Below are 19429 nucleotides of genomic sequence, written 5' to 3'. Positions count from 1 at the left end.
CAAGAATTCGTGGATTTTTTACACAAGTAAAAGGAATGTTCCTCCTGTAACTCCATGATATTACAGCACTTTTTACTTTGTGCCTGTTTTTGCATGAAGCCCAGATCCAAATTCCTGTATTAGATACTACTGCTACATGATGTGCGTTATTGCGCATAGCTGAGGAGATTTGAATGCAACAAGATATCAATGCCATTGAAACAAAAGAGTGGCTAGACGCCCTTCGGTCAGTTGTTCGTCATGCGGGAAAAGATCGCGCCGCAGAAATATTAAAATCCCTGTCCGAGTCTGCTGTCAGTCATGGCATTGAGCAGCCTTCTTCCATCAAAACCCCCTATATAAATACTATCCCTGTAGAGAAAGAAATTAAGTCTCCGGGTGATTACGCCATGGAGCGTAAAATTCGTTCAATTATTCGCTGGAATGCCATGGCGATGGTGATGAAAGCGAACGATAACGATGAAGGCTTGGGTGGTCACATTGCATCCTTTGCATCCTCTGCAACCTTATATGACGTAGGTTTCAATCATTTTTTCCGCGGTAACGATGGCGATACTCCGGGCGATTTGATTTACTTTCAGGGGCATGTTTCCCCGGGTATGTATGCTCGCTCTTTTGTTGAAGGCCGTTTGAGCGAGAGTCATCTGGATAACTTCCGCCGTGAAGTGAATGGTGGCGGTTTATCTTCTTATCCCCACCCATGGCTGATGCCGGATTACTGGCAGTTCCCTACTGTATCTATGGGCCTTGGCCCAATCAAAGCGATTTATCAAGCTCGCTTTAACCGCTACATGGAAGCGCGCAGTTTAATTCCTGTTACTGATCGCAAGGTATGGGCATTCCTGGGTGATGGCGAATGTGATGAGCCGGAAAGCTTGGGCGCTATCTCACTGGCAACACGTGAGAAACTGGACAATCTGATTTTTGTCATCAACTGTAACCTGCAGCGCTTGGATGGCCCCGTGCGCGGTAACAGTAAAATCGTACAAGAATTGGAAGGTGTTTTCCGCGGCGCTGGCTGGAACGTAATCAAGGTTCTGTGGGGACGTGGTTGGGACGAACTGCTTGCTAAAGACAAAACTGGTTTGTTGCAGAAACGCATGGACGAAGTTGTCGATGGCGAAATGCAAAACTACAAAGCCAACGGCGGCGCTTACACTCGTGAACATTTCTTTGGTAAGTATCCTGAATTGCTGGAGTTGGTCAAAGACATGACCGATGACCAGATTATGGCTTTGGCTCGTGGTGGTCATGATAGTCATAAGGTATACAACGCTTACCATCAAGCAATTAATACCAAAGGCAAACCAACCGTTATTCTGGCTCAAACCGTAAAAGGCTACGGTATGGGTACTTCCGGTGAGGCGATTAATAAAACTCACTCGGTAAAAGCACTTGATATTGAAAGCCTGAAAAAATTCCGTGACCGTTTTGAATTGCCCATTAGCGACGAAGATCTGCCGAAGTTGCCGTACTATCGCCCGGCAGAAGACAGTCCTGAAATGCAATACATGAAGAGCCGCCGCAAAGAACTTAAAGGTTTTGTGCCTTCACGTAATGCCAGTTTTGACCCCTTGCTGGTGCCAGCGTTGGATGCCTTTGCTGCCCAGTTGAAGTCTACTGGCGAGCGTGAAATTTCCACCACCATGAGCTTTGTGCGTATTCTTTCATCGCTGGTGAAAGACAAAAATATTGGCAAACAAATCGTACCTATAGTACCGGACGAAGCGCGTACTTTTGGTATGGAAGGGATGTTTAAAACCATCGGTATTTATTCATCCGAAGGTCAAAAATACACCCCACATGATGCTGGCCAAATGATGTCCTATCACGAATCGGCTACCGGTCAAATTCTGGAAGAGGGCATTAACGAAGCAGGTTCTATGGCTTCCTGGATTGCTGCAGCAACGGCTTACAGTAACTACAAAAAGCCGATGATTCCATTCTATATTTATTACTCCATGTTTGGTTTCCAACGTATTGGTGACTTGGCGTGGGCTGCTGGTGATTCTCAGGCGCGCGGCTTCTTGATGGGCGCTACTGCTGGTCGTACTACTTTGAATGGTGAAGGTTTACAGCATCAGGATGGTCATAGCCATGTATTTGCTAACACCATCCCTAACTGCCGTTCTTATGATCCTACCTACGCTTATGAATTAGCGGTGATCATTCAGGATGGTATGAAACGCATGTATCACGACAATGAAAATGTCTTCTATTACATTTCGTTGATGAATGAAAACTATCAACACCCCGATATGCCCGAAGGTGCGGAAGACGGCATCATTAAAGGTATTTATCAATTGGAGAAGGGCGTTGGTAAAGCCAAAAACCGCGTTCAATTGATGGGTGCTGGTACCATTTTGCGTGAAGTGCGTTTTGCTGCAGAAATCCTGCGTAGCGAATTTGATGTGGAAGCGGATGTGTGGAGTGTAACCAGTGTGAATGAACTGACCCGCGATGGTCAGCGCGCGACTCGCTGGAATATGCTGAACCCAGCAGCTGCACAGCGTAAACCCTATATCACCCAGGTATTGGAAGGCGCTGAAGGCCCATTCATTATCTCTACCGACAACTTGAAAACCTACTCCGAGCAGCTGCGTGCCTACATTCCAGGTCACTACACCGTGCTGGGCACTGAAGGTTTTGGTCGCAGTGATACTCGCACTCAATTACGTCACTTCTTTGAAGTTAACCGTTATTTTGTGGTGATTGCTGCACTCAAGTCCTTGGCTGACCAAGGCAAGATTAAGGCTGATGTTGTTGCTAAAGCCATCAAGAAGTTTGGTATTGATCCAGAAAAAGCGGATCCGATGAGCGTATAAAACCATCGCCCTCTCACAAAGAGGGCGATGTTGTTTGTATTCGTCAAAAACATTTTATCGAATGTAGAAATAACCGATTAGTGAGGAACTACAGTGGCAATTCAAACTATTAAAGTGCCTGATATTGGCGGCGCAGAAGGCGTTGAAGTAATTGAAATCTCCGTAAAGGTGGGTGATGTTATCGCCGAAGGTGATTCAATTGTCGTGCTTGAAACCGACAAGGCTTCAATGGAAATCCCGGCCGATAAAGCAGGCAAGGTTGTCGCTATTAAAGTGAATCTTGGCGATAAAGTATCGCAAGATAGTTTATTGCTCGAAGTAGAAGCGGAAGGTGCCAGTGAAGCGGCGCCAGCTCCGCAAGCTGCTCCTGTTGCCGCTGCAGTAGCGCCAGTATCAGCACCTGTTGCGGCAGCAACCAGCGCCGAAGTGCCAATGGTTGTGCCTGATATCGGTGGTGCCGAAGGCGTGGAAGTTATCGAAATTTCTGTAAAAGTGGGTGATGAGGTTGCTGCAGGCGATTCATTGATCGTGCTTGAGACTGACAAAGCTTCGATGGAAATACCGGCTGAAGCCGCTGGTAAAATTGTGAGTCTTGCCGTCAAGGTTGGCGATAAAGTATCTCAAGGTGCTGTGATTGGTGTGTTGGCTGCTACTGGTGGTGCACCTGCTGTGGCTGCTGCGCCCGTAAAGGCTGAGCCTGCCCCTGTCGCGGCGGCTGCCCCTGCTCCTAAAGCAGAAGTGGCGAAGGCTGTTGCACCGGCTATTGATGTTGAGCAAACCGGTGATGTGTACGCCGGTCCCGCTGTGCGCAAGTTGGCTCGCCAACTGGGTGTCGATATGGGCAAAGTGTCTGGCACTGGTCCTCGTGGTCGTTTATTGAAAGATGACGTTCGCGCTTACGTAAAACCGATTGTTGTTGCCGCTCAATCTGGCGCTCCAATGGGTGGTGGTTCAGGTATTCCGCGTGTTCCAGCGGTTGATTTCTCCAAATTTGGCGAAATCGAAACCATCAAAATGAGTAAAGTGAAAAAAATCACTGCGGACAATATGACCCGCAACTGGTTAAACGTTCCTCATGTTACCCAGTGGGACGATGCGGACATCACTGACTTGGAAGCTTTCCGCAATGGTTTGAAAGCTGAAGCGGAAAAACGCGGCAGCAAACTGACTCCATTGCCTTTCATTATGAAAGCTTGTGCTGCCGCGTTGGTTGCAGAGCCAAGTTTCAATGTATCTTTGCATCACGATGGCGAAAGTATCGTGCAGAAAAAATACGTGCACATTGGTATCGCGGTAGATACCCCTAACGGCCTGATGGTTCCTGTTATCCGTAACGTAGACAAAAAAGGGCTGTGGGAATTAACTGACGAAATCAATGCGATTGCGAAAAAAGCCCGTGATGGCAAGTTGTTGCCCGCTGATATGCAAGGTGGTTGTTTCACTATTTCCAGCCTTGGTGCTGCGGGTGGTAATGGTTTTACCCCGATTGTGAACGCGCCTGAAGTTGCTATTCTTGGTGTGTCTCGCGCGCAAATGAAACCAGTGTGGAATGGTAAAGAGTTTATTCCACGTAATATGCTGCCGCTGTCCCTGTCTTATGACCACCGTGCGATTAATGGTGCAGATGCCGGCCGCTTCTTTACTTATTTGACAGCTGTAATAGCGGATGTAAGACGTTTGTTGTTGTAATCATCAATATAGATGGTTTACAAAAAGGGTCAGCAATTGCTGACCCTTTTTGTTTTAATGTTGTGATTTAAAAAATATAAAAAGTCGGCATTTTTCGGTCATTTAATTTCCTCTTGCGAGCGATAATACGATGAACCAATTCCTGAAAATGATTAGTTGTGCTGTTCTATTTGTGTTTTTAGGCTGTCAAACGATTACTCAAGTTGATGACCCGAGCAATACTTACACCCCTGAAACCACCTATCAAAAGCTCGCCGCTGATTATCCTTTTATCACCATTGCCCGCCGGGATGTGCCTGATTCTGTCGTTGAAATAAAAAACATAACCTATGTTCGCTATGGCAAGCGCGCCTTGCAGCTGGATTTATATTTACCTGAATCTTCTATTACTCATTTAAAACCTGGTGTTGTATTTGTTCATGGTGGTGGCTGGCGCTCAGGCTATCGTACTAATTTCACACCTATGGCAATTGGCCTTGCACAGCGTGGTTATGTGACGGCGACAATAAGTTACCGTTTGGCAGGTGAGGCAAAATATCCTGCCGCAATCCACGATGTAAAAGCTGCCATTCGTTGGTTGCGCAGTAATGCCAAAAAATATGGTGTCAATCCTCAGCAGATTGCGGTGGCCGGCGGTTCTGCTGGTGGGCAAATTGCCAGTTTAACGGGCGTGACCAACGGACTTGAAAAATTTGATCCGCAATTGCATCGCTCGCGCATATCAAGTGATGTTCAGGCAATTATTAATATCGATGGTCTCTCTGACTTTACCTCGGAAGCGGCACGACTGCATGAGGATGATCCGCGTAAAAATCCTTCAGCGGCAGGTTTTTGGTTTGGTGGGCGCTACGCAGAAAAAACAGACTTGTGGCATGAGGCTTCGCCTACATTTTATGTCAACAAAAATACACCACCGATTTTATTTTTAATCAGCGCACAACCACGGTTTAGTGTTGGGCATGAAGAGATGATCGAAAAAATGAAACCGTTTGGAATTGCTTATCAGGTTTCAAAAATTCCAGACTCACCACACTCCTTCTGGTTGTTCGACCCATGGTTACAGCCATCTATAAACATTGCCGAGCAGTTTTTGAATCAGCAGTTCAAAATAAGGCGTAGCGATAGTGCCCGGTAATTGTGTAGTCTAATAACATGTCTTCCAGTTCAGGGCCTGCACCTATGTTGTGGACAATTAGGGGGCGAAGGCCATCGCTGGAATGTTGGTCTGTCACAATGCCAATATGCGGCAAGTTCCCGGGTAGCATCCAGGTAACCAGATCGCCCGCCTGATAATCGAGCGGTTTAAGTGATATAGCTAATTTTTTGCCATGTCGCGTAAAGAAAGTTTGCAGGTTGGGCACGCGGCGATGATCAATATTGGTATCAGTTTTGGTTTGATTCCAATTGCGTCTTGCAGGGTAAAGCGAAAAATTACTGCGCATATCTTCATGCACGAATTGTTGCAGGTCTATGCCGAGCTTTCGATAAGCGCGAATGATTACATCAGTGCAGACCCCAAATTCTGCAGGCACATCGCCCATCGGGTAAGCGATTTTAAAATAGGTGCCATTGTAAGTAACGGCTGTCGCCGTTTGCGCAAGTGCTGCATCGATTAATTTACGGGTGTTGCTCTTTGGATCGATAATGTTTTCTGCGAGGCAATATTCTGCTATGCAAAAAATTACCAAGCTCAGGATTGAGAGTGATAATTTGGTCATGATCTAGTCCTTTATTTTTAACTATTGTTATTACTGGTGTTGCCTCGCGCTTTTATTTTCCAGAAAAGTAAACTGGAAAACCAAGAGCAATATCTTGTCAGTATAAATATTATTGCGAGACCTAAAGCTACACCGGTGGTGTTGGCGATAATGTCTGCAATGCTAAATGTGCGCGGTGGATTAAAATGCTGTGCAATTTCTATGGCGATGGAATAAAGAATTAGTACCACTGCTTGTTGCCACCCTGGCCAGTAAGGGCGGGCAAAATTAATAGAGATTGCTGCAACAGCATAGCCTGCAAAGTGCATCAACAAATCATTGAATACCGGAACGGAATTTTCAGGGTGAGGGGTTAACCCAAGATAGGTATAGATCACCAAAAGAAGATAAAACTGAATAACACATAAAAAACGCCACGCCATCTCTTGCACCATTTATTCGCCGCGGAAGGCCATGAGCATAACAGGTTGTTTTTTATGGAGCGATTGCTCGCGCCAATCGCTGTTTGGTATTACTTAATGAGCGGTACCATGGGTTCGGCAGCGTACAAGTCTTGTGGAGTATTGATATTGAAAAATGGGTCGTAGTCAATCGCACTAAACGAGACTTCTACGGGATTTTGTGCGCTCATCCAATCTTGCAAACGAGGCATTTCATCGCTTTGTAGTTGTTGCTCCATGGGCTTGATTAATGAAGCGTGCCATAGTGCAAAGGTGGGGTGCCTGCGTGCGAGTGAGGAGGCTATTGCTAACTGTGAATGAGACTGATTGACGGCTTCTAATAGCGTTGATACCAAATCGGAGGGGAAAAACGGCGTATCGGAAGCGAAACTGACCAGCCATTCTGCATCGGGATTATCTTTATGCATCCATTGGAGGGCTGCATGAATACCCGCCAGGGGACCGCGATTGTTTGGAAATACGTCCGGCACTACGGGCAGGCGAGTGCGGGCAAAGCGCAAGCTATTGCCGTTGGCATTGAGCAGTAATTTTTTAACTTGTGGTTGTGCTCTTTCAATGGTGCGCTGCAATAGGGTTTTACCTGCCAGAGGGAGCAGGCATTTGTCGCCACCGCCCATACGGCGGGCCAAGCCTCCTGCCAGAATCACACCTACAACCGACTCAATATTACTCATAAGGTTTTTACTGCTTCAGAATCTCTATGTTGGATTAGCTAGGGGCGGAGCGCTTTTGGCGCATTAATCATCATTGTTGCCTATCCCATAGTGTAGCTGCTGCCCCGAGCCATCACCACGATTTTTACAGTAACAGGCATTTTTATGGCAATTCATTTGGTAATTATGCTTGGTTTTATATATTGCTTTTGTTGTGAGTTGTATTTCGAACGCGTGGCTTTACCCAAACTGCCAGCCTGTTCGTACCAAGTAGTTCTGAGCAAAATTGCTTTTCTCGGTGTGCAAAGTAGTATGCACACCCATTATGTTTATAGGGGGCTGTATGGAACTTAAACTCGAAGACTTTCGTCGCGAATATACACAAGGTGGTTTGGACAGGGCTGATTTGACTGACAACCCGCTGGAGCAATTCGGGCGGTGGATGGAGCAAACTATTAAATCCGGTATCCCTGATCCTAACGCCATGACAGTTGCAACAGTTGATGCCAGTGGTCAACCGTCACAGCGCATTGTGTTGCTTAAACATTTGGATGAAAAAGGGTTTGTGTTTTATACCAATCTCAACAGCCGTAAAGCGCAAGAATTGAAACAAAATCCCAAAGTTAGCCTGCATTTCCCTTGGTTCTTTTTGGAGCGACAAGTGAAGGTGTGCGGCACTGCTGAGCCATTATCAACTGCTGAGGTGCTCAAGTATTTTGTCTCGCGCCCGCGCGAAAGCCAGTTAGGGGCTTGGGCATCACAGCAAAGCCGCCCAATTTCATCGCGCGCGTTGTTAATGCAGCAGTTTGAGTCGATGAAGAACAAGTTTGCCAAAGGCGAAATTCCCGTGCCGGATTTCTGGGGTGGGTTCAGAGTCAAGCCACATCAGATCGAATTCTGGCAAGGTGGATCGCATCGGTTACACGACCGATTTCAATACACTTTGCAGGCAGATGGTACTTGGTCGATTGATCGCCTGGAGCCTTAGGTGGAAATGCGCTACGTAGCATTAACAGCATTTGGCGATGCCAGTAATTTGCAATTGACGCAGATGGCTATACCCGAACCGAAACCTGACGAGGTCTTGATAAAGGTTTATGCAGCGGGAGTTAATCGCCCGGATATTTTGCAGCGCCAAGGCTTGTACCCTGCGCCCGAAAACGCGTCACCAATATTAGGGCTGGAAGTGGCTGGCGAAATTGTCGCGTGTGGAGTGAATGTGAAACGTTGGCAGTTAGGCGATAACGTTTGCGCCTTGGTGGATGGTGGCGGTTATGCTGACTACGCGCTCGCACCCGCCGCGCAATGTTTGCCTATGCCCGCAGGTTATTCATACGTTCAGGCAGCGGCTCTACCGGAAACATTTTTTACCGTATGGCATAACCTTTTTCAGCGTGCACATTTGCAAGCGGGCGAAACCTTGTTAATTCATGGCGGTGCCAGCGGTATCGGTGTTGCTGCAATCCAAATCGCGCGTGCGTTTGGAATTAACATCATTGCGACAGCGGGGTCGGCTGCAAAATGTGCGGCAGTTGAGCGGTTAGGCGCACAAGCGATTAATTATCGCGAGCGGGATTTTGTTGCCGAGGTTAAACAGCTCACGCAGGGGTTGGGCGCCAATGTAATTTTGGATATGGTAGGTGGTGATTATATCCAGCGCAATTTTTCAGCGGCTGCTAAGGATGGGCGCATTGTGAACATTGCTTTTTTAAATGGCAGTAAAACAATGGTCGATTTTATGCCGCTTATGCTCAAACGCTTAACGCTCACTGGCTCCACGTTGCGCGCGCAACCTGCTGCAGTAAAAGCAAATATCGCCGCTGAATTGGAATTGAAAGTTTGGCCGCTGTTGGAAGCTAAAACCATCACTCCATTGATTGATTCTGTATTTGGATTGAGTGATGTTGCGGCAGCGCATTGCCATATGGAATCCAATCAGCACATCGGCAAAATTATTTTGGACATGGCACCGATCAATGACTGAATCTATAAATAGCTCAACAATTAACTCCGGAAATAACCCACTCAATAGCACAGCCAATAAAAAACGCCCACTCGATGGCGTGCGCATTATTGAAGTTGGCCAATTAATTGCGGGCCCTTTTGCGGGCTGCATGCTCGGTTATTTTGGTGCGGAAGTTATTAAAATCGAACCGCCGGAGGGCGATGCGATTCGCAATTGGCGTGTGCTGGATAATGGTACGTCGTTTTGGTGGCGCAGTATCGGCCGCAATAAAAAAAGTATCACGCTCGATTTAAAACACGTCGAAGGTCAAAAAATTGCACGCCAATTAATGGATAGTGCCGATGTGGTTATCGAAAATTTTCGCCCGGGGGTGATGGAATCCTGGGGGCTTGGGCCGGAGGTGTTGAAGCAATCCAATCCCCGTTTAATTTACGCGCGTATCTCCGGTTACGGTCAAACCGGACCTTATGCCACAAAACCTGGTTTTGCATCCGTGTGCGAAGGCATGAGTGGCTTTCGTTATGTGAATGGTTTCCCCGATCAAGCGCCAGTACGCCCCAATTTAAGCATTGGCGATACCATTTCTGGTATTCACGCTGCGCTCGGTATTGCACTCGCACTGCTGGAGCGCAATAACAGTGGCGAGGGGCAAGTGGTGGATGTGGCGCTCTATGAATCCATGTTTAATTTGATGGAGGCAGTAGTGCCAGAATTTTCGGGGGCGGGTGTGATTCGCGAACCTTCGGGCACTACAGTTACAGGCATAGTCCCGACCAATACCTATCGCTGCAAAAATGGAAAATATGTGGTGATTGGCGGTAATGGCGATTCTATTTTCCAGCGCTTGATGCAGGTAGCAGGGCATCCGGAAATGGCCAGTGATCCACGTATGGCCAATAATGCCGGGCGCGTGCAACATGAATTGGAAATTGACAATGCGCTTGCCGCTTGGTGTATGAGTAAGGATGCCGATGAGATTTTGCAACTGCTTGAGCAAGCGCGTGTACCGGCGGGCCCGATTTATAATGTGAAAGATATGTTTGCTGATCCACATTTTGTGGCGCGCGGTATGTTCGAACAGGTGGAGATTAATGGTAAACCTTTGCAGTTGCCTGCCATTGCGCCGCGACTTGCGCAAACACCGGGCGCTACCGATTGGCCGGGTGGGGAGATTGGCAGCCACACCCAGGATATTTTGCAAACACTGTTGGGTTTTTCGCCGGAACGAATCGCACAATTAAAATCGACTGGCGTTATTTGAGATTGCCGCAAGGCCAAAGGTAAATTTATGTCACTGCAATCAGGTTTGTATCGCCATTACAAAGGTAAGGATTATTTTGTATTTCAAGTGGCGCATCACAGTGAAACGCGCGAGCCGTTAGTTTTTTATCGCTGTCTCTATGGTGACTATTCGTGGTGGGTTCGTCCCCTTGCGATGTTTACAGAAACAGTTGAGTTGGCGGGTGAGACAATTCCTCGCTTTCGTTTTTTGCGTGTGCTGGGTGAATCTGAAATGGCACATTTTTTAGCCCCGCAAATGGAATATGAGCAATCGTGAATAATCCTGATTCGGTGGAAAGTGCAGCATCCATTTTTTCGGAGCAGGACAAGCATTGGATGGATTATGCTTTTCAACTCGCTGCGCAAGGCGAAAAATTAGGTGAGGTGCCTGTGGGTGCTGTTATCGTGTGTGACGAACAAATATTGGGAGAGGGGTTTAATCAACCTATCACCAGTCACGACCCCACTGCTCATGCGGAAATAATTGCCCTGCGTCAAGCGGCACAACAGGTGCAGAATTACCGTTTGGTTGGTGCGAGTATTTACGTCACCTTGGAGCCGTGCACTATGTGCGTTGGCGCGTTGGTACATGCGCGTATTGCGCGATTGGTGTTTGGTACCACAGAGCCAAAAGCGGGGGCGGTAGTCAGTAAGTCACAATTGCTGGATAACGATTATTTTAACCATCGCGTGAATTATGCTGGCGGGTTAATGGCGCAAGAATGTCAGCATCAATTAAGTGAATTTTTTGCGCTGCGTCGCGAGCAGAAGCGACAAGAAAAATTGAAGCGGCAAGAAGCGCAGGGCGAGCAAGAAAAACACGCGTAGTTGAAAAAGTAGGATTTGGAAATAAACGGTAGGATTGGAAATAAAACGCAAAGTGTAAAAATTTAGTCTGTAAAAATAAGTAGGGGCCGCAAGCGGCCCCGTACAGATACTATCCCTTAGTAGAAGTAGTCAATTTGCTCGACATTCCCTTCGATTCCCTGACCGCCTTTCCTCCTGCGCTAGCGCAATCCTTTGATGTCTCCTGACATCGCGTCCCTAACAGGTGGGCGCATCCATTGACCTTTCCTGGCCAGATCACATCATTGTCTACTTCCTTGATGTGATCATTATGCTTGCGCGCGGGCTGGCAGAATAGTCGCTAAACTCCGTATCTTTTGTGAGACATTGACTACAGGGTATAACTAAAATCGCTGTTGACTCATTACTTAATAACTTTATAGCAGGGAATATAGGCTCTACCGGGTAGTTTCATCCGGCTATCCCGTGCAAAAGAATCTAGTAGCTCATCCACAGGGTGCATAATTTCCGGGTCGCCATGAAGCTCAAAATGGCCGAACTTCTCAATCGCACAAATGCCTTCCTCTTTCACATTGCCCGCTACTATGCCCGAAAACGCCCGGCGTAAGTTTGCAGCCAATTGGTTTACCGGTTGATTTTTGTGAAGTTCCAGATTACGCATGTTCTCGTGAGTGGGAATAAACGGCTGCTGTAAATCGGGGCTTATTTTGAGTTGCCAATTAAAATAGTAGGCATCATCACTTTGCTTGCGGAACTCGCGCACTTTTTTAATACCCTCTTTCATTTCACGTGCGACTGCTTCCGGGTCATTTACGATAATTTTGTAGTGGGATTGCGCTTCAGTGCCCAAGGCGTCACCAATAAAGCGGTCGATATGTGCAAAATAATCTGCCGAGCTTGCCGGGCCGGTAAATACCAGCGGAAAGGGGATATCCTTATTGTCGGGATGCAAAAGAATGCCCAGAATATAGAGGATTTCTTCTGTAGTTCCTGCGCCACCAGGGAACACAATAATGCCATGGCCAAGACGCACAAATGCCTCAAGCCGTTTTTCAATATCCGGCATGATGGTCAGTTGATTAACAATTGGATTGGGCGCTTCAGCGGCGATAATTCCAGGCTCGGTAATACCAATGTAACGACCATTGGGCATGCGTTGTTTGGCGTGACCAATGGTGGCGCCTTTCATCGGGCCTTTCATGGCACCAGGACCGCAGCCGGTGCAAATATCCAGGCTGCGCAAGCCTAGTTGGTATCCGATCTCTTTGGTGTAATCATATTCAATCCGGTTGATGGAGTGGCCGCCCCAGCATACGACTAAATTTGGATCCAAACCGGGTTTTAGTAAATTGGCGTTACGCAGCATATGAAAAACTGCGTCAGTGATACCTTCGGAACTTTCCAAATTGAATTTTGAATTGCCATTAATTTCATCGTTGGTGTAAATCACATCACGCAATACGGTAAACAAGTGTTCGCTAATACCGCGAATCATTTTGTCATCCACAAACGCATTGGCAGGTGCATTTTTAACGGCGAGTTTGATGCCGCGCTCCTGCTGCACAATACTGATTTCAAAGTCTTTGTAGCGCTCTAACAATTCTTTGCCATCATCAAGGTCATTACCGGTATTGAGAACTGCAAGTGAGCAGTTGCGGAATAATTTGTAGAGGCCGCTTTGACTGGAATCTAATAATTTGGCGACTTCCACTTTAGATAGTACGTTCAGTTGATCAATGGGAGATATCAATGCGTCAACAGTTTTATAAACGCCGGGTTCTGTCAAAATAGGTTGATTGGGATTGAGGTTGCTCATAGTGTTCCTTAGCATCGGTGATGCAGTTGCTCGCAGTAATTGAGTACTGTTGTTTTTTGTCATTCGTGTTTTAAGTGTAGTGCTAATTTACGAGGATTGTATTGACTTGGTCTTGTATGCCCAATCAATAATTATTACCACGGCGCTTTGTGTGTATTTTTTGATCTATTTTTTTAATTAAAGAGATGACTATGGATTATTTACCCTGTGTAGAAATCGAAACCGGTACAGCGCCGGTAGTGGCAAGTGTCATTTGGTTGCACGGATTGGGCGCGGATGGTAATGATTTTGCGCCTTTGGTGCCTGAATTGAATTTGCCAGAGAGTCTCTCGATTCGTTTTATCTTTCCTCATGCGCCCGAAATTCCAGTAACCATTAATGGTGGTTATGTCATGCCGGCTTGGTACGATATTCTGGAAATGAATTTGGAGCGCAAAATTGACGAGCAACAGTTATTAATTAGCGCAACGGCTGTGCAGGCATTAATTGCACGCGAGCAGGCACGAGGCATTGAATCAAAGCGCATTGTTCTGGCCGGTTTTTCACAGGGTGGGGCGGTAGTGTATCAGGCGGGGTTAAGTTTTGATCAGCCTCTGGCTGGCCTGTTAGTTATGTCCAGTTACCTTGCTACCCAGGCAAGTTTGCAAATAGCGGCCGCCAACCAAGCGACGCCAATCATGATTCAGCACGGCAGTCGCGATGGTGTCGTGCCAGAGCTATTGGGGCAGCGCGCCTATCGCTTTCTTAGCGATCAGGGTTGCAGAGCGAGTTATGAGTCTTATGCGATGGAGCATACGCTTTGCGCCGAGCAAGTACTCTCCATTTCAAACTGGTTGCAGTTTTTACTTCGCCAATAATTATTCCGTTAAGCAGGCTGGATCAAAGGTATAAACACCATCCAGCCAATCGATAATTTCCTGGGCGAATGGGTTGCGAAGAAATTGGCTATAGCGTTCGCGCAATATCAATCTTTCGTGTTGATCCAAATTTTTTAATCCGCGCTCTTGCAGTGCGGGAACGTCCTGTGTCAGTAGTTGTGCTAACTCAACACCGCAGAGTTGCTCACAAACAACATGGAATGCATTTTGTGCGCAATAGTTTTGTGCTTGTTGATATGCGAGCGGCAGGCTGGCTAACGGAATTTTTGACAGCCAAGCTTGATTCATCGGGTTGACTGCGTGACCGGATAACTTTCCGTCAAGCTGGCTGTGTGATTGGTCGAATGCGCGCAGTTGTAATAAATTGGATTTCACAGCGCCGTCATTCACTGGGTAGTTATCCCATAAAAAGGGTTTGCGACCGATCAGCTCCTCTACTTGCAATAGATGCTCGCGGGTATAGCTGGGCGAGCAAACCTTTTCTCCTGTCCAAAACATATCAATATTGCTATCGAGTTGCCGGGCAAATGTCTGCCAATAATCGGTGGGCATTTTACCAAAGACTTTTTCCAGTACCGGATCAAAACTGTAGTAGGTGGGGCAAAAGATAATGCGCTTGGCGCTACTGAGCGCGGCTGCTTCATGAGCAATATCAATTTGAATTTCCGCTAATCCGGGAATGTCGCCGCGCATATCATCAAATAAAATACAGAGGATATCCGGCTGCAGATCGTTGAGTTGTTGAATGCGTCGTTTGAGGTGCTGTCGTTGATCGCGCGCGTTATCCAGATAAATTTCATGAGGGCTGAGCCCCACACCAAACTTAATCCCTGCATCGCCATAAGTGTTGCGCAGCGCGATTAGTTTTTCTTTTGATTCTACAGGCCAGTCTTGTTGCCATTGCATGCGCAAATGTTTGTCACTTTTTGGTGCATAAATATAAAACTGGTAGTGGTGTTGGGCAAGAAACTCCGCGTAGTTTTTTCGATCTTCCCAGTGCCATTCGCGCCCAAAAAAGCCTTCGATAATACCGAGTGGGGTGGTGTGTTTTTTATTTGTCTGCATCGGTGTTGGCCTGGTTGCTGGTGGTAATCGTGTTGCCGTTGTGAACTTATACAAATCTTTCGTGTAGCGTGACTGTGATTTTTTGCTGCATTTTTATAATGCCAATCGCTGGCGGGGAGCTGTAACTGTTCCTCTCTTTTTTTACTACATAAGTGTATTTTTCGATTGATAGTTGGCGCTGTGCTCACAGTGGCGTCAATTGACACTCAAGGTCCATCTGCCTATCATAGCTGCCTTTTTGCGCTGGGCAATTTTACGGTTTTCCAACGGTAATTAGCGTAATTTCATCGCTATCCTGTTACGAAATATCGGCGAATATTTCTCGCGGACTGTTGCTTTCATATTTGAATTGCTTTTTAGCATACATCTCTAGGATGACCTGCGTGCCGACGGGTGAATAGTAGGAAGCGTATCACTTTAATCCCGCACCTCAACGTCGCACTCGGATAGCAAAATCGGTAATCGCAGTTATGCGGAAGGTTCCTCCGCTATAGAGGTAAAACGGCAAGTTGTCCGTTGCTTCTCACTACTAGAACTGGAACCAGATTAGAAATCAACCACCTGTATTTTTAGGTGCATCACCTATACAACATAGTTTGTGGAGTAGAAATGACCAAGCCTGACGTGCGTCCTACCGAATTGCCTTCCTGGAAAGTGCTTGAAGCCCATGCGGCGCAAATGAAAAGTCGCCACCTGAAAGAATTATTTGCCGTTGATGACCAGCGTTTTGAAAAATTCTCCCTGCAGCTCTCTCCCTTCCTGTTCGATTACTCCAAAAACCTGATTACCGATGAAACCAAAGCGGCACTTCTGGCTTTGGCACAGGAGTCTGACGTTGAAAGTTGGCGCAGCAAGATGTTTGCTGCAGAGCATATCAATGCCACTGAAGATCGCGCCGTTATGCATGTCGCCTTGCGTGATAAGTCGTCGACTCCAATCCTTATTGATGGTGCTGATGCGCGCCCGGCGGTAAATGCGGAATTGGAGCGTATGCGTAAGCTGAGTGAAAAGCTGCGTTCAGGCGGGTGGGTTGGTTATACCGGTAAAACCATTACCGATATCGTGAGTATCGGTATTGGTGGCTCAAACCTCGGTCCGCTGATGGTATGTGAAGCGCTGAAAGCTTATAGCGATAAACAATTCAATATGCACTTCGTGTCCAATATTGATGGTGTTCAGATCGCAGAAGTGTTGGAGGGTTTGAACCCGGAAACCACGTTATTTGTTATCTCCTCCAAGACCTTTACCACCCAGGAGACCATGACTAATGCACGTACTGCCGAGCAATGGTTTATGGCTGCAGCGGGCGACAAAGCGGCGATTGCCAAGCATTTTGTAGCGGTTTCGACCAACCGCAAATTAGTCACCGCCTTCGGTATCGCCGAAGAAAATATTTTTGATATGTGGGATTGGGTTGGCGGACGTTTCTCACTCTGGTCAGCAATCGGTTTACCGATAGTATTGTCCCTTGGTTACGAAGTATTTGATGAGCTGCTGCAAGGCGCTTATGAAATGGATCAGCATTTCCAAAACGCACCTTTGGCAGAAAACGCGCCGGTTATGTTGGCGTTAGTGGGAATCTGGAATCGCAATTTCCTTGGCTATCCTGCGCATGCGCTATTGCCTTACGATCAATGTCTGCATCGCTTCCCTGCCTATATGCAGCAGGCGGAGATGGAAAGTAATGGCAAGTCAGTCAACTGGGCGGGCGAACAAATTACCTACGGCAGTGTGCCACTGGTGTGGGGCGAGGTGGGCATTAATGGTCAGCATGCGTTCTATCAAATGCTTCACCAGGGCACCGATATTATCCCGGCCGACTTTATCGGTTCGATCGCGCCAACCGTTGCGGTTGAAGGTCATCACGATGCATTAATGGCCAACTTCTTCGCCCAAACCCAAGCCTTAATGCTGGGGATTGACGCCGATCAGGTTCGCCGTGAGTTGGCAGCAAAAGGCGTGAGTGCTGAGCGTATTGAAGAAATCGTGGAGCACAAGGTGCATCGCGGTAATCGCCCCAGCAATACCCTGTTATTGAACAAAGTTGATGCTCGCTCACTGGGTGCCTTGATCGCGCTTTATGAGCATAAAATCTTCGTTCAAGGTATTATCTGGCGCATTCACTCCTTTGATCAGTGGGGAGTTGAGCTGGGCAAAGTGTTGGCGGCAGCGATTCAACCGGAGTTGGATCTCAATAAAGCAACCAATGCGGCGCACGATGCCTCTACCCGCAATCTGATTGACTGTTACAAGCGCGCTAAAACAGCTAAATAAGCTGGGTGCGGAAAAAATACAGACACGCCGGGCTATGTACCCGGCGCATCCATAGGCAAACCACAATGTTTGCAATAGGTACGGCCCCATAGAGCAATGGTATTCACATGACTGAAGTGTTAAGCACAGACCCGCGACTTGTCGAAATCACCGAGCGTATCATCGCCAGAAGCCGGGATACCCGCGCCGCCTATCTGGCCCGCGTAAATAAATTCCGCAATAAAGGTCCTGCGCGGCATCACCTGGGTTGTGCGAATCTTGCCCATGGTTTTGCGGCCTGTAATACCGACGATAAAGTTGCCTTGGCGGAAGGGCAGGCGGCGAATATTGGTGTGGTGAATTCCTACAACGAGATGCTCTCTGCCCACGTTCCCTATGGTGAGTACCTTGAGCCGATAAAAGCTGCCGCCAAAGAAATGGGTATGACGGCGCAAATGGCAGGCGGTGTTCCCGCCATGTGCGATGGCGTCACCCAAGGCTTTCCTGGTATGGAGATGTCGCTCTTTAGCCGTGATGTGATCGCAATGAGTACGGCCATTGCCCTATCGCACGACATGTTTGATGCCGCTGTTTGCCTTGGGGTGTGCGATAAAATTGTTCCCGGTTTGATGATTGGCGCACTGTCGTTTGGCCAATTGCCAATTATTTTTATCCCTGCCGGGCCAATGACTCCCGGCTTGTCCAACGCCGAAAAAGCCAAGGCGCGTCAATTGTTTGCTGAGGGCAAGGTTGGCCGTAAAGAGTTGCTGGCCGCCGAGAGCGCCTCTTATCACAGTGCGGGTACCTGTACTTTTTATGGTACTGCCAATACGAATCAAATGTTGATGGAAATTATGGGTATGCATTTACCCGGCAGTACTTTCATCAACCCTTATACGCCATTGCGCGATGCATTGACGCGTGCGTCAGTCCATCAGTTAGCAAGAATTACCCGCGATACCCCAGTAACTTTGGCTGAAATTGTCACCGAAAAATCGATTGTTAATGGCATTGTCGGTCTCATGGCTACTGGCGGCTCCACCAATCATGCGATGCACATAGTTGCCATCGCCCGAGCTGCTGGTGTACAAATTAACTGGCAGGATTTGTCTGACATTTCGGATATAATTCCACTCCTATGTCGGATTTACCCTAATGGTTTGGCTGATGTAAACCGCTTTCAGGCTGTTGGCGGTATGGGTTATTTAATCCGTGAGCTGCGTGCTGCGGGCCTACTGCATGACGATGTTAAAACCATCATGGGTGAGGGCGGCTTAGCGGCCTACACCAAAGAACCATTCCTGGAGAATGGTGAAATTGTGTGGCGTGATGCAGTTTCTGAAAGCCTGGATGATTCGGTTTTGCGCCCGGTTAGCAAGCCTTTTGCTCCTGAGGGTGGCATGAGATTGTTGAAGGGTAATATTGGCCGTTCAGTGATTAAAATCTCAGCGGTTAAGCCGGATCATCGCAAAGTAGTTGCTCCGGCAATTGTGTTTCACAGTCAGGATGAATTGCAGTCGGCTTTCAAACGTGGTGACTTGGAAAAAGATTTTATCGCCGTTGTGCGTTTCCAAGGGCCAAAAGCTTGTGGTATGCCAGAACTTCACAAGCTCACTCCACCGTTAGGTGTGTTGCAGGATCGTGGTTTCAAAGTAGCATTGTTGACCGATGGTCGCATGTCCGGGGCGTCTGGTAAAATTCCGGCTGCGATACACATGACCCCAGAGGCCTTGGATAATGGCCCAATTGCGCTGATTCGCGATGGGGATATGATTGAGTTGGATGCTGAGACAGGCACCTTGCAGTTGCTGGTCAGCGAGGAAGAGTTGAATTCCCGTCAGCCTGCCCAATGTGATTTGTCAGCAGTTCACTATGGTATGGGGCGCGAGTTATTTGCGCCGTTGCGTGCCACAGTGGGCCTCGCTGAAGAAGGAGCTACTGTATTTAACTGGTAAGTAGTTAAATTCCGGACCCCGAACTGTCGTTCGGGGTCTTCGTTTTTAGAAAGTAAATCCAC

The 19429-nt window shown here is 47.5% G+C and carries 16 protein-coding genes; 11 read left to right on the top strand and 5 right to left on the bottom strand.

What is annotated here, in order from left to right; translation table 11 throughout:
- The first annotated feature begins 173 nt into the window (after positions 1-173).
- The 3 genes from aceE (at position 174) to NNX04_RS07875 (ending at position 5649) form a co-directional block, all read left to right on the top strand.
- Entirely contained in the window at positions 174-2825 is a 2652-nt protein-coding gene (aceE, locus tag NNX04_RS07885) for a pyruvate dehydrogenase (acetyl-transferring), homodimeric type (protein WP_007642943.1), read from the top strand.
- Positions 2826-2918: 93 nt separating this feature from the next.
- The gene (aceF, locus tag NNX04_RS07880; protein ID WP_261948063.1) at positions 2919-4514 is read left to right on the top strand and encodes a dihydrolipoyllysine-residue acetyltransferase; all 1596 of its coding nucleotides are present in this window, start codon (positions 2919-2921) and stop codon (positions 4512-4514) included.
- 130 nt (positions 4515-4644) lie between these two features.
- Positions 4645-5649, top strand: coding sequence for an alpha/beta hydrolase (locus NNX04_RS07875; RefSeq protein ID WP_261948062.1), 1005 nt, complete (start codon positions 4645-4647; stop codon positions 5647-5649).
- Here the strand turns inward: NNX04_RS07875 and NNX04_RS07870 are convergent.
- From NNX04_RS07870 to mobA, 3 genes are all read right to left on the bottom strand, one after another.
- Positions 5618-6232 (bottom strand): DUF1287 domain-containing protein, encoded by a 615-nt coding sequence (locus NNX04_RS07870; RefSeq protein ID WP_261948061.1) that lies wholly within the window; start codon positions 6230-6232, stop codon positions 5618-5620. The genes NNX04_RS07875 and NNX04_RS07870 overlap by 32 nt on opposite strands.
- 17 nt (positions 6233-6249) lie before the next feature.
- Positions 6250-6666 carry a VanZ family protein gene (locus NNX04_RS07865; RefSeq protein ID WP_261948060.1) on the bottom strand — a complete coding sequence of 139 codons (417 nt, stop codon included), beginning with the start codon at positions 6664-6666 and terminating at the stop codon, positions 6250-6252.
- 77 nt (positions 6667-6743) lie between these two features.
- Entirely contained in the window at positions 6744-7367 is a 624-nt protein-coding gene (gene mobA, locus NNX04_RS07860) for a molybdenum cofactor guanylyltransferase MobA (RefSeq protein WP_007642936.1), read from the bottom strand.
- Between the two features lie 322 nt (positions 7368-7689).
- Here mobA and pdxH point away from each other — a divergent pair, with 322 nt between their 5' ends.
- The 5 genes from pdxH to tadA are packed head-to-tail and all read left to right on the top strand — an operon-like array spanning position 7690 to position 11421.
- Complete coding sequence (pdxH, locus tag NNX04_RS07855; RefSeq protein WP_261948059.1) at positions 7690-8334, top strand: pyridoxamine 5'-phosphate oxidase; 645 nt, start codon at positions 7690-7692, stop codon at positions 8332-8334.
- Positions 8335-8340: 6 nt separating this feature from the next.
- Positions 8341-9330 (top strand): NAD(P)H-quinone oxidoreductase, encoded by a 990-nt coding sequence (locus tag NNX04_RS07850; RefSeq protein ID WP_261948400.1) that lies wholly within the window; start codon positions 8341-8343, stop codon positions 9328-9330.
- Positions 9323-10573 carry a CaiB/BaiF CoA transferase family protein gene (locus NNX04_RS07845; RefSeq protein WP_261948058.1) on the top strand — a complete coding sequence of 417 codons (1251 nt, stop codon included), beginning with the start codon at positions 9323-9325 and terminating at the stop codon, positions 10571-10573. Before NNX04_RS07850 ends, NNX04_RS07845 begins: the two co-directional genes overlap by 8 nt.
- A gap of 27 nt (positions 10574-10600) precedes the next feature.
- Entirely contained in the window at positions 10601-10870 is a 270-nt protein-coding gene (locus NNX04_RS07840; RefSeq protein ID WP_261948057.1) for a DUF1653 domain-containing protein, read from the top strand.
- Positions 10867-11421, top strand: a complete 555-nt coding sequence (gene tadA, locus NNX04_RS07835) for a tRNA adenosine(34) deaminase TadA (protein WP_261948056.1) — start codon at positions 10867-10869, stop codon at positions 11419-11421. Before NNX04_RS07840 ends, tadA begins: the two co-directional genes overlap by 4 nt.
- 382 nt (positions 11422-11803) lie before the next feature.
- Here tadA and ppnN read toward each other — a convergent pair whose 3' ends face one another.
- Positions 11804-13216 (bottom strand): nucleotide 5'-monophosphate nucleosidase PpnN, encoded by a 1413-nt coding sequence (gene ppnN, locus NNX04_RS07830; protein WP_261948055.1) that lies wholly within the window; start codon positions 13214-13216, stop codon positions 11804-11806.
- A 191-nt stretch (positions 13217-13407) separates the two neighbouring features.
- Between ppnN and NNX04_RS07825 the strand changes: the two genes are divergently transcribed.
- Positions 13408-14073 (top strand): alpha/beta hydrolase, encoded by a 666-nt coding sequence (locus NNX04_RS07825; RefSeq protein WP_315973082.1) that lies wholly within the window; start codon positions 13408-13410, stop codon positions 14071-14073.
- Here NNX04_RS07825 and NNX04_RS07820 read toward each other — a convergent pair whose 3' ends face one another.
- Positions 14074-15159, bottom strand: a complete 1086-nt coding sequence (locus tag NNX04_RS07820) for a protein O-GlcNAcase (protein WP_261948053.1) — start codon at positions 15157-15159, stop codon at positions 14074-14076.
- A 609-nt stretch (positions 15160-15768) separates the two neighbouring features.
- On the opposite strand from NNX04_RS07820, the gene pgi reads away from it, so the two are divergent.
- Together pgi and edd are read left to right on the top strand one after the other, a co-directional pair.
- A complete protein-coding gene (gene pgi / locus NNX04_RS07815) occupies positions 15769-17433 on the top strand; it encodes a glucose-6-phosphate isomerase (protein ID WP_261948052.1) in 1665 nt (554 codons plus the stop codon).
- A 107-nt stretch (positions 17434-17540) separates the two neighbouring features.
- Positions 17541-19367 (top strand): phosphogluconate dehydratase, encoded by a 1827-nt coding sequence (edd, locus tag NNX04_RS07810; RefSeq protein ID WP_315973081.1) that lies wholly within the window; start codon positions 17541-17543, stop codon positions 19365-19367.
- The last annotated feature ends 62 nt before the right edge of the window (positions 19368-19429 follow it).

It is taken from the genome of Cellvibrio sp. QJXJ, from assembly GCF_024452345.1.
Lineage (GTDB): Bacteria > Pseudomonadota > Gammaproteobacteria > Pseudomonadales > Cellvibrionaceae > Cellvibrio.
This window is presented reverse-complemented; position numbering and strand designations above follow the sequence as displayed.

Bases quoted from the DNA above. Each gene is read 5' to 3' on its own strand.
- aceE (WP_007642943.1), top strand. From the start codon at position 174: ATGCAACAAGATATCAATGCCATTGAAACAAAAGAGTGGCTAGACGCC.
- NNX04_RS07875 (WP_261948062.1), top strand. From the start codon at position 4,645: ATGAACCAATTCCTGAAAATGATTAGTTGTGCTGTTCTATTTGTGTTT.
- NNX04_RS07870 (WP_261948061.1), bottom strand. From the start codon at position 6,232: ATGACCAAATTATCACTCTCAATCCTGAGCTTGGTAATTTTTTGCATA.
- NNX04_RS07865 (WP_261948060.1), bottom strand. From the start codon at position 6,666: ATGGTGCAAGAGATGGCGTGGCGTTTTTTATGTGTTATTCAGTTTTAT.
- mobA (WP_007642936.1), bottom strand. From the start codon at position 7,367: ATGAGTAATATTGAGTCGGTTGTAGGTGTGATTCTGGCAGGAGGCTTG.
- pdxH (WP_261948059.1), top strand. From the start codon at position 7,690: ATGGAACTTAAACTCGAAGACTTTCGTCGCGAATATACACAAGGTGGT.
- NNX04_RS07850 (WP_261948400.1), top strand. From the start codon at position 8,341: ATGCGCTACGTAGCATTAACAGCATTTGGCGATGCCAGTAATTTGCAA.
- NNX04_RS07845 (WP_261948058.1), top strand. From the start codon at position 9,323: ATGACTGAATCTATAAATAGCTCAACAATTAACTCCGGAAATAACCCA.
- NNX04_RS07840 (WP_261948057.1), top strand. From the start codon at position 10,601: ATGTCACTGCAATCAGGTTTGTATCGCCATTACAAAGGTAAGGATTAT.
- ppnN (WP_261948055.1), bottom strand. From the start codon at position 13,216: ATGAGCAACCTCAATCCCAATCAACCTATTTTGACAGAACCCGGCGTT.
- NNX04_RS07825 (WP_315973082.1), top strand. From the start codon at position 13,408: ATGGATTATTTACCCTGTGTAGAAATCGAAACCGGTACAGCGCCGGTA.
- NNX04_RS07820 (WP_261948053.1), bottom strand. From the start codon at position 15,159: ATGCAGACAAATAAAAAACACACCACCCCACTCGGTATTATCGAAGGC.
- pgi (WP_261948052.1), top strand. From the start codon at position 15,769: ATGACCAAGCCTGACGTGCGTCCTACCGAATTGCCTTCCTGGAAAGTG.
- edd (WP_315973081.1), top strand. From the start codon at position 17,541: ATGACTGAAGTGTTAAGCACAGACCCGCGACTTGTCGAAATCACCGAG.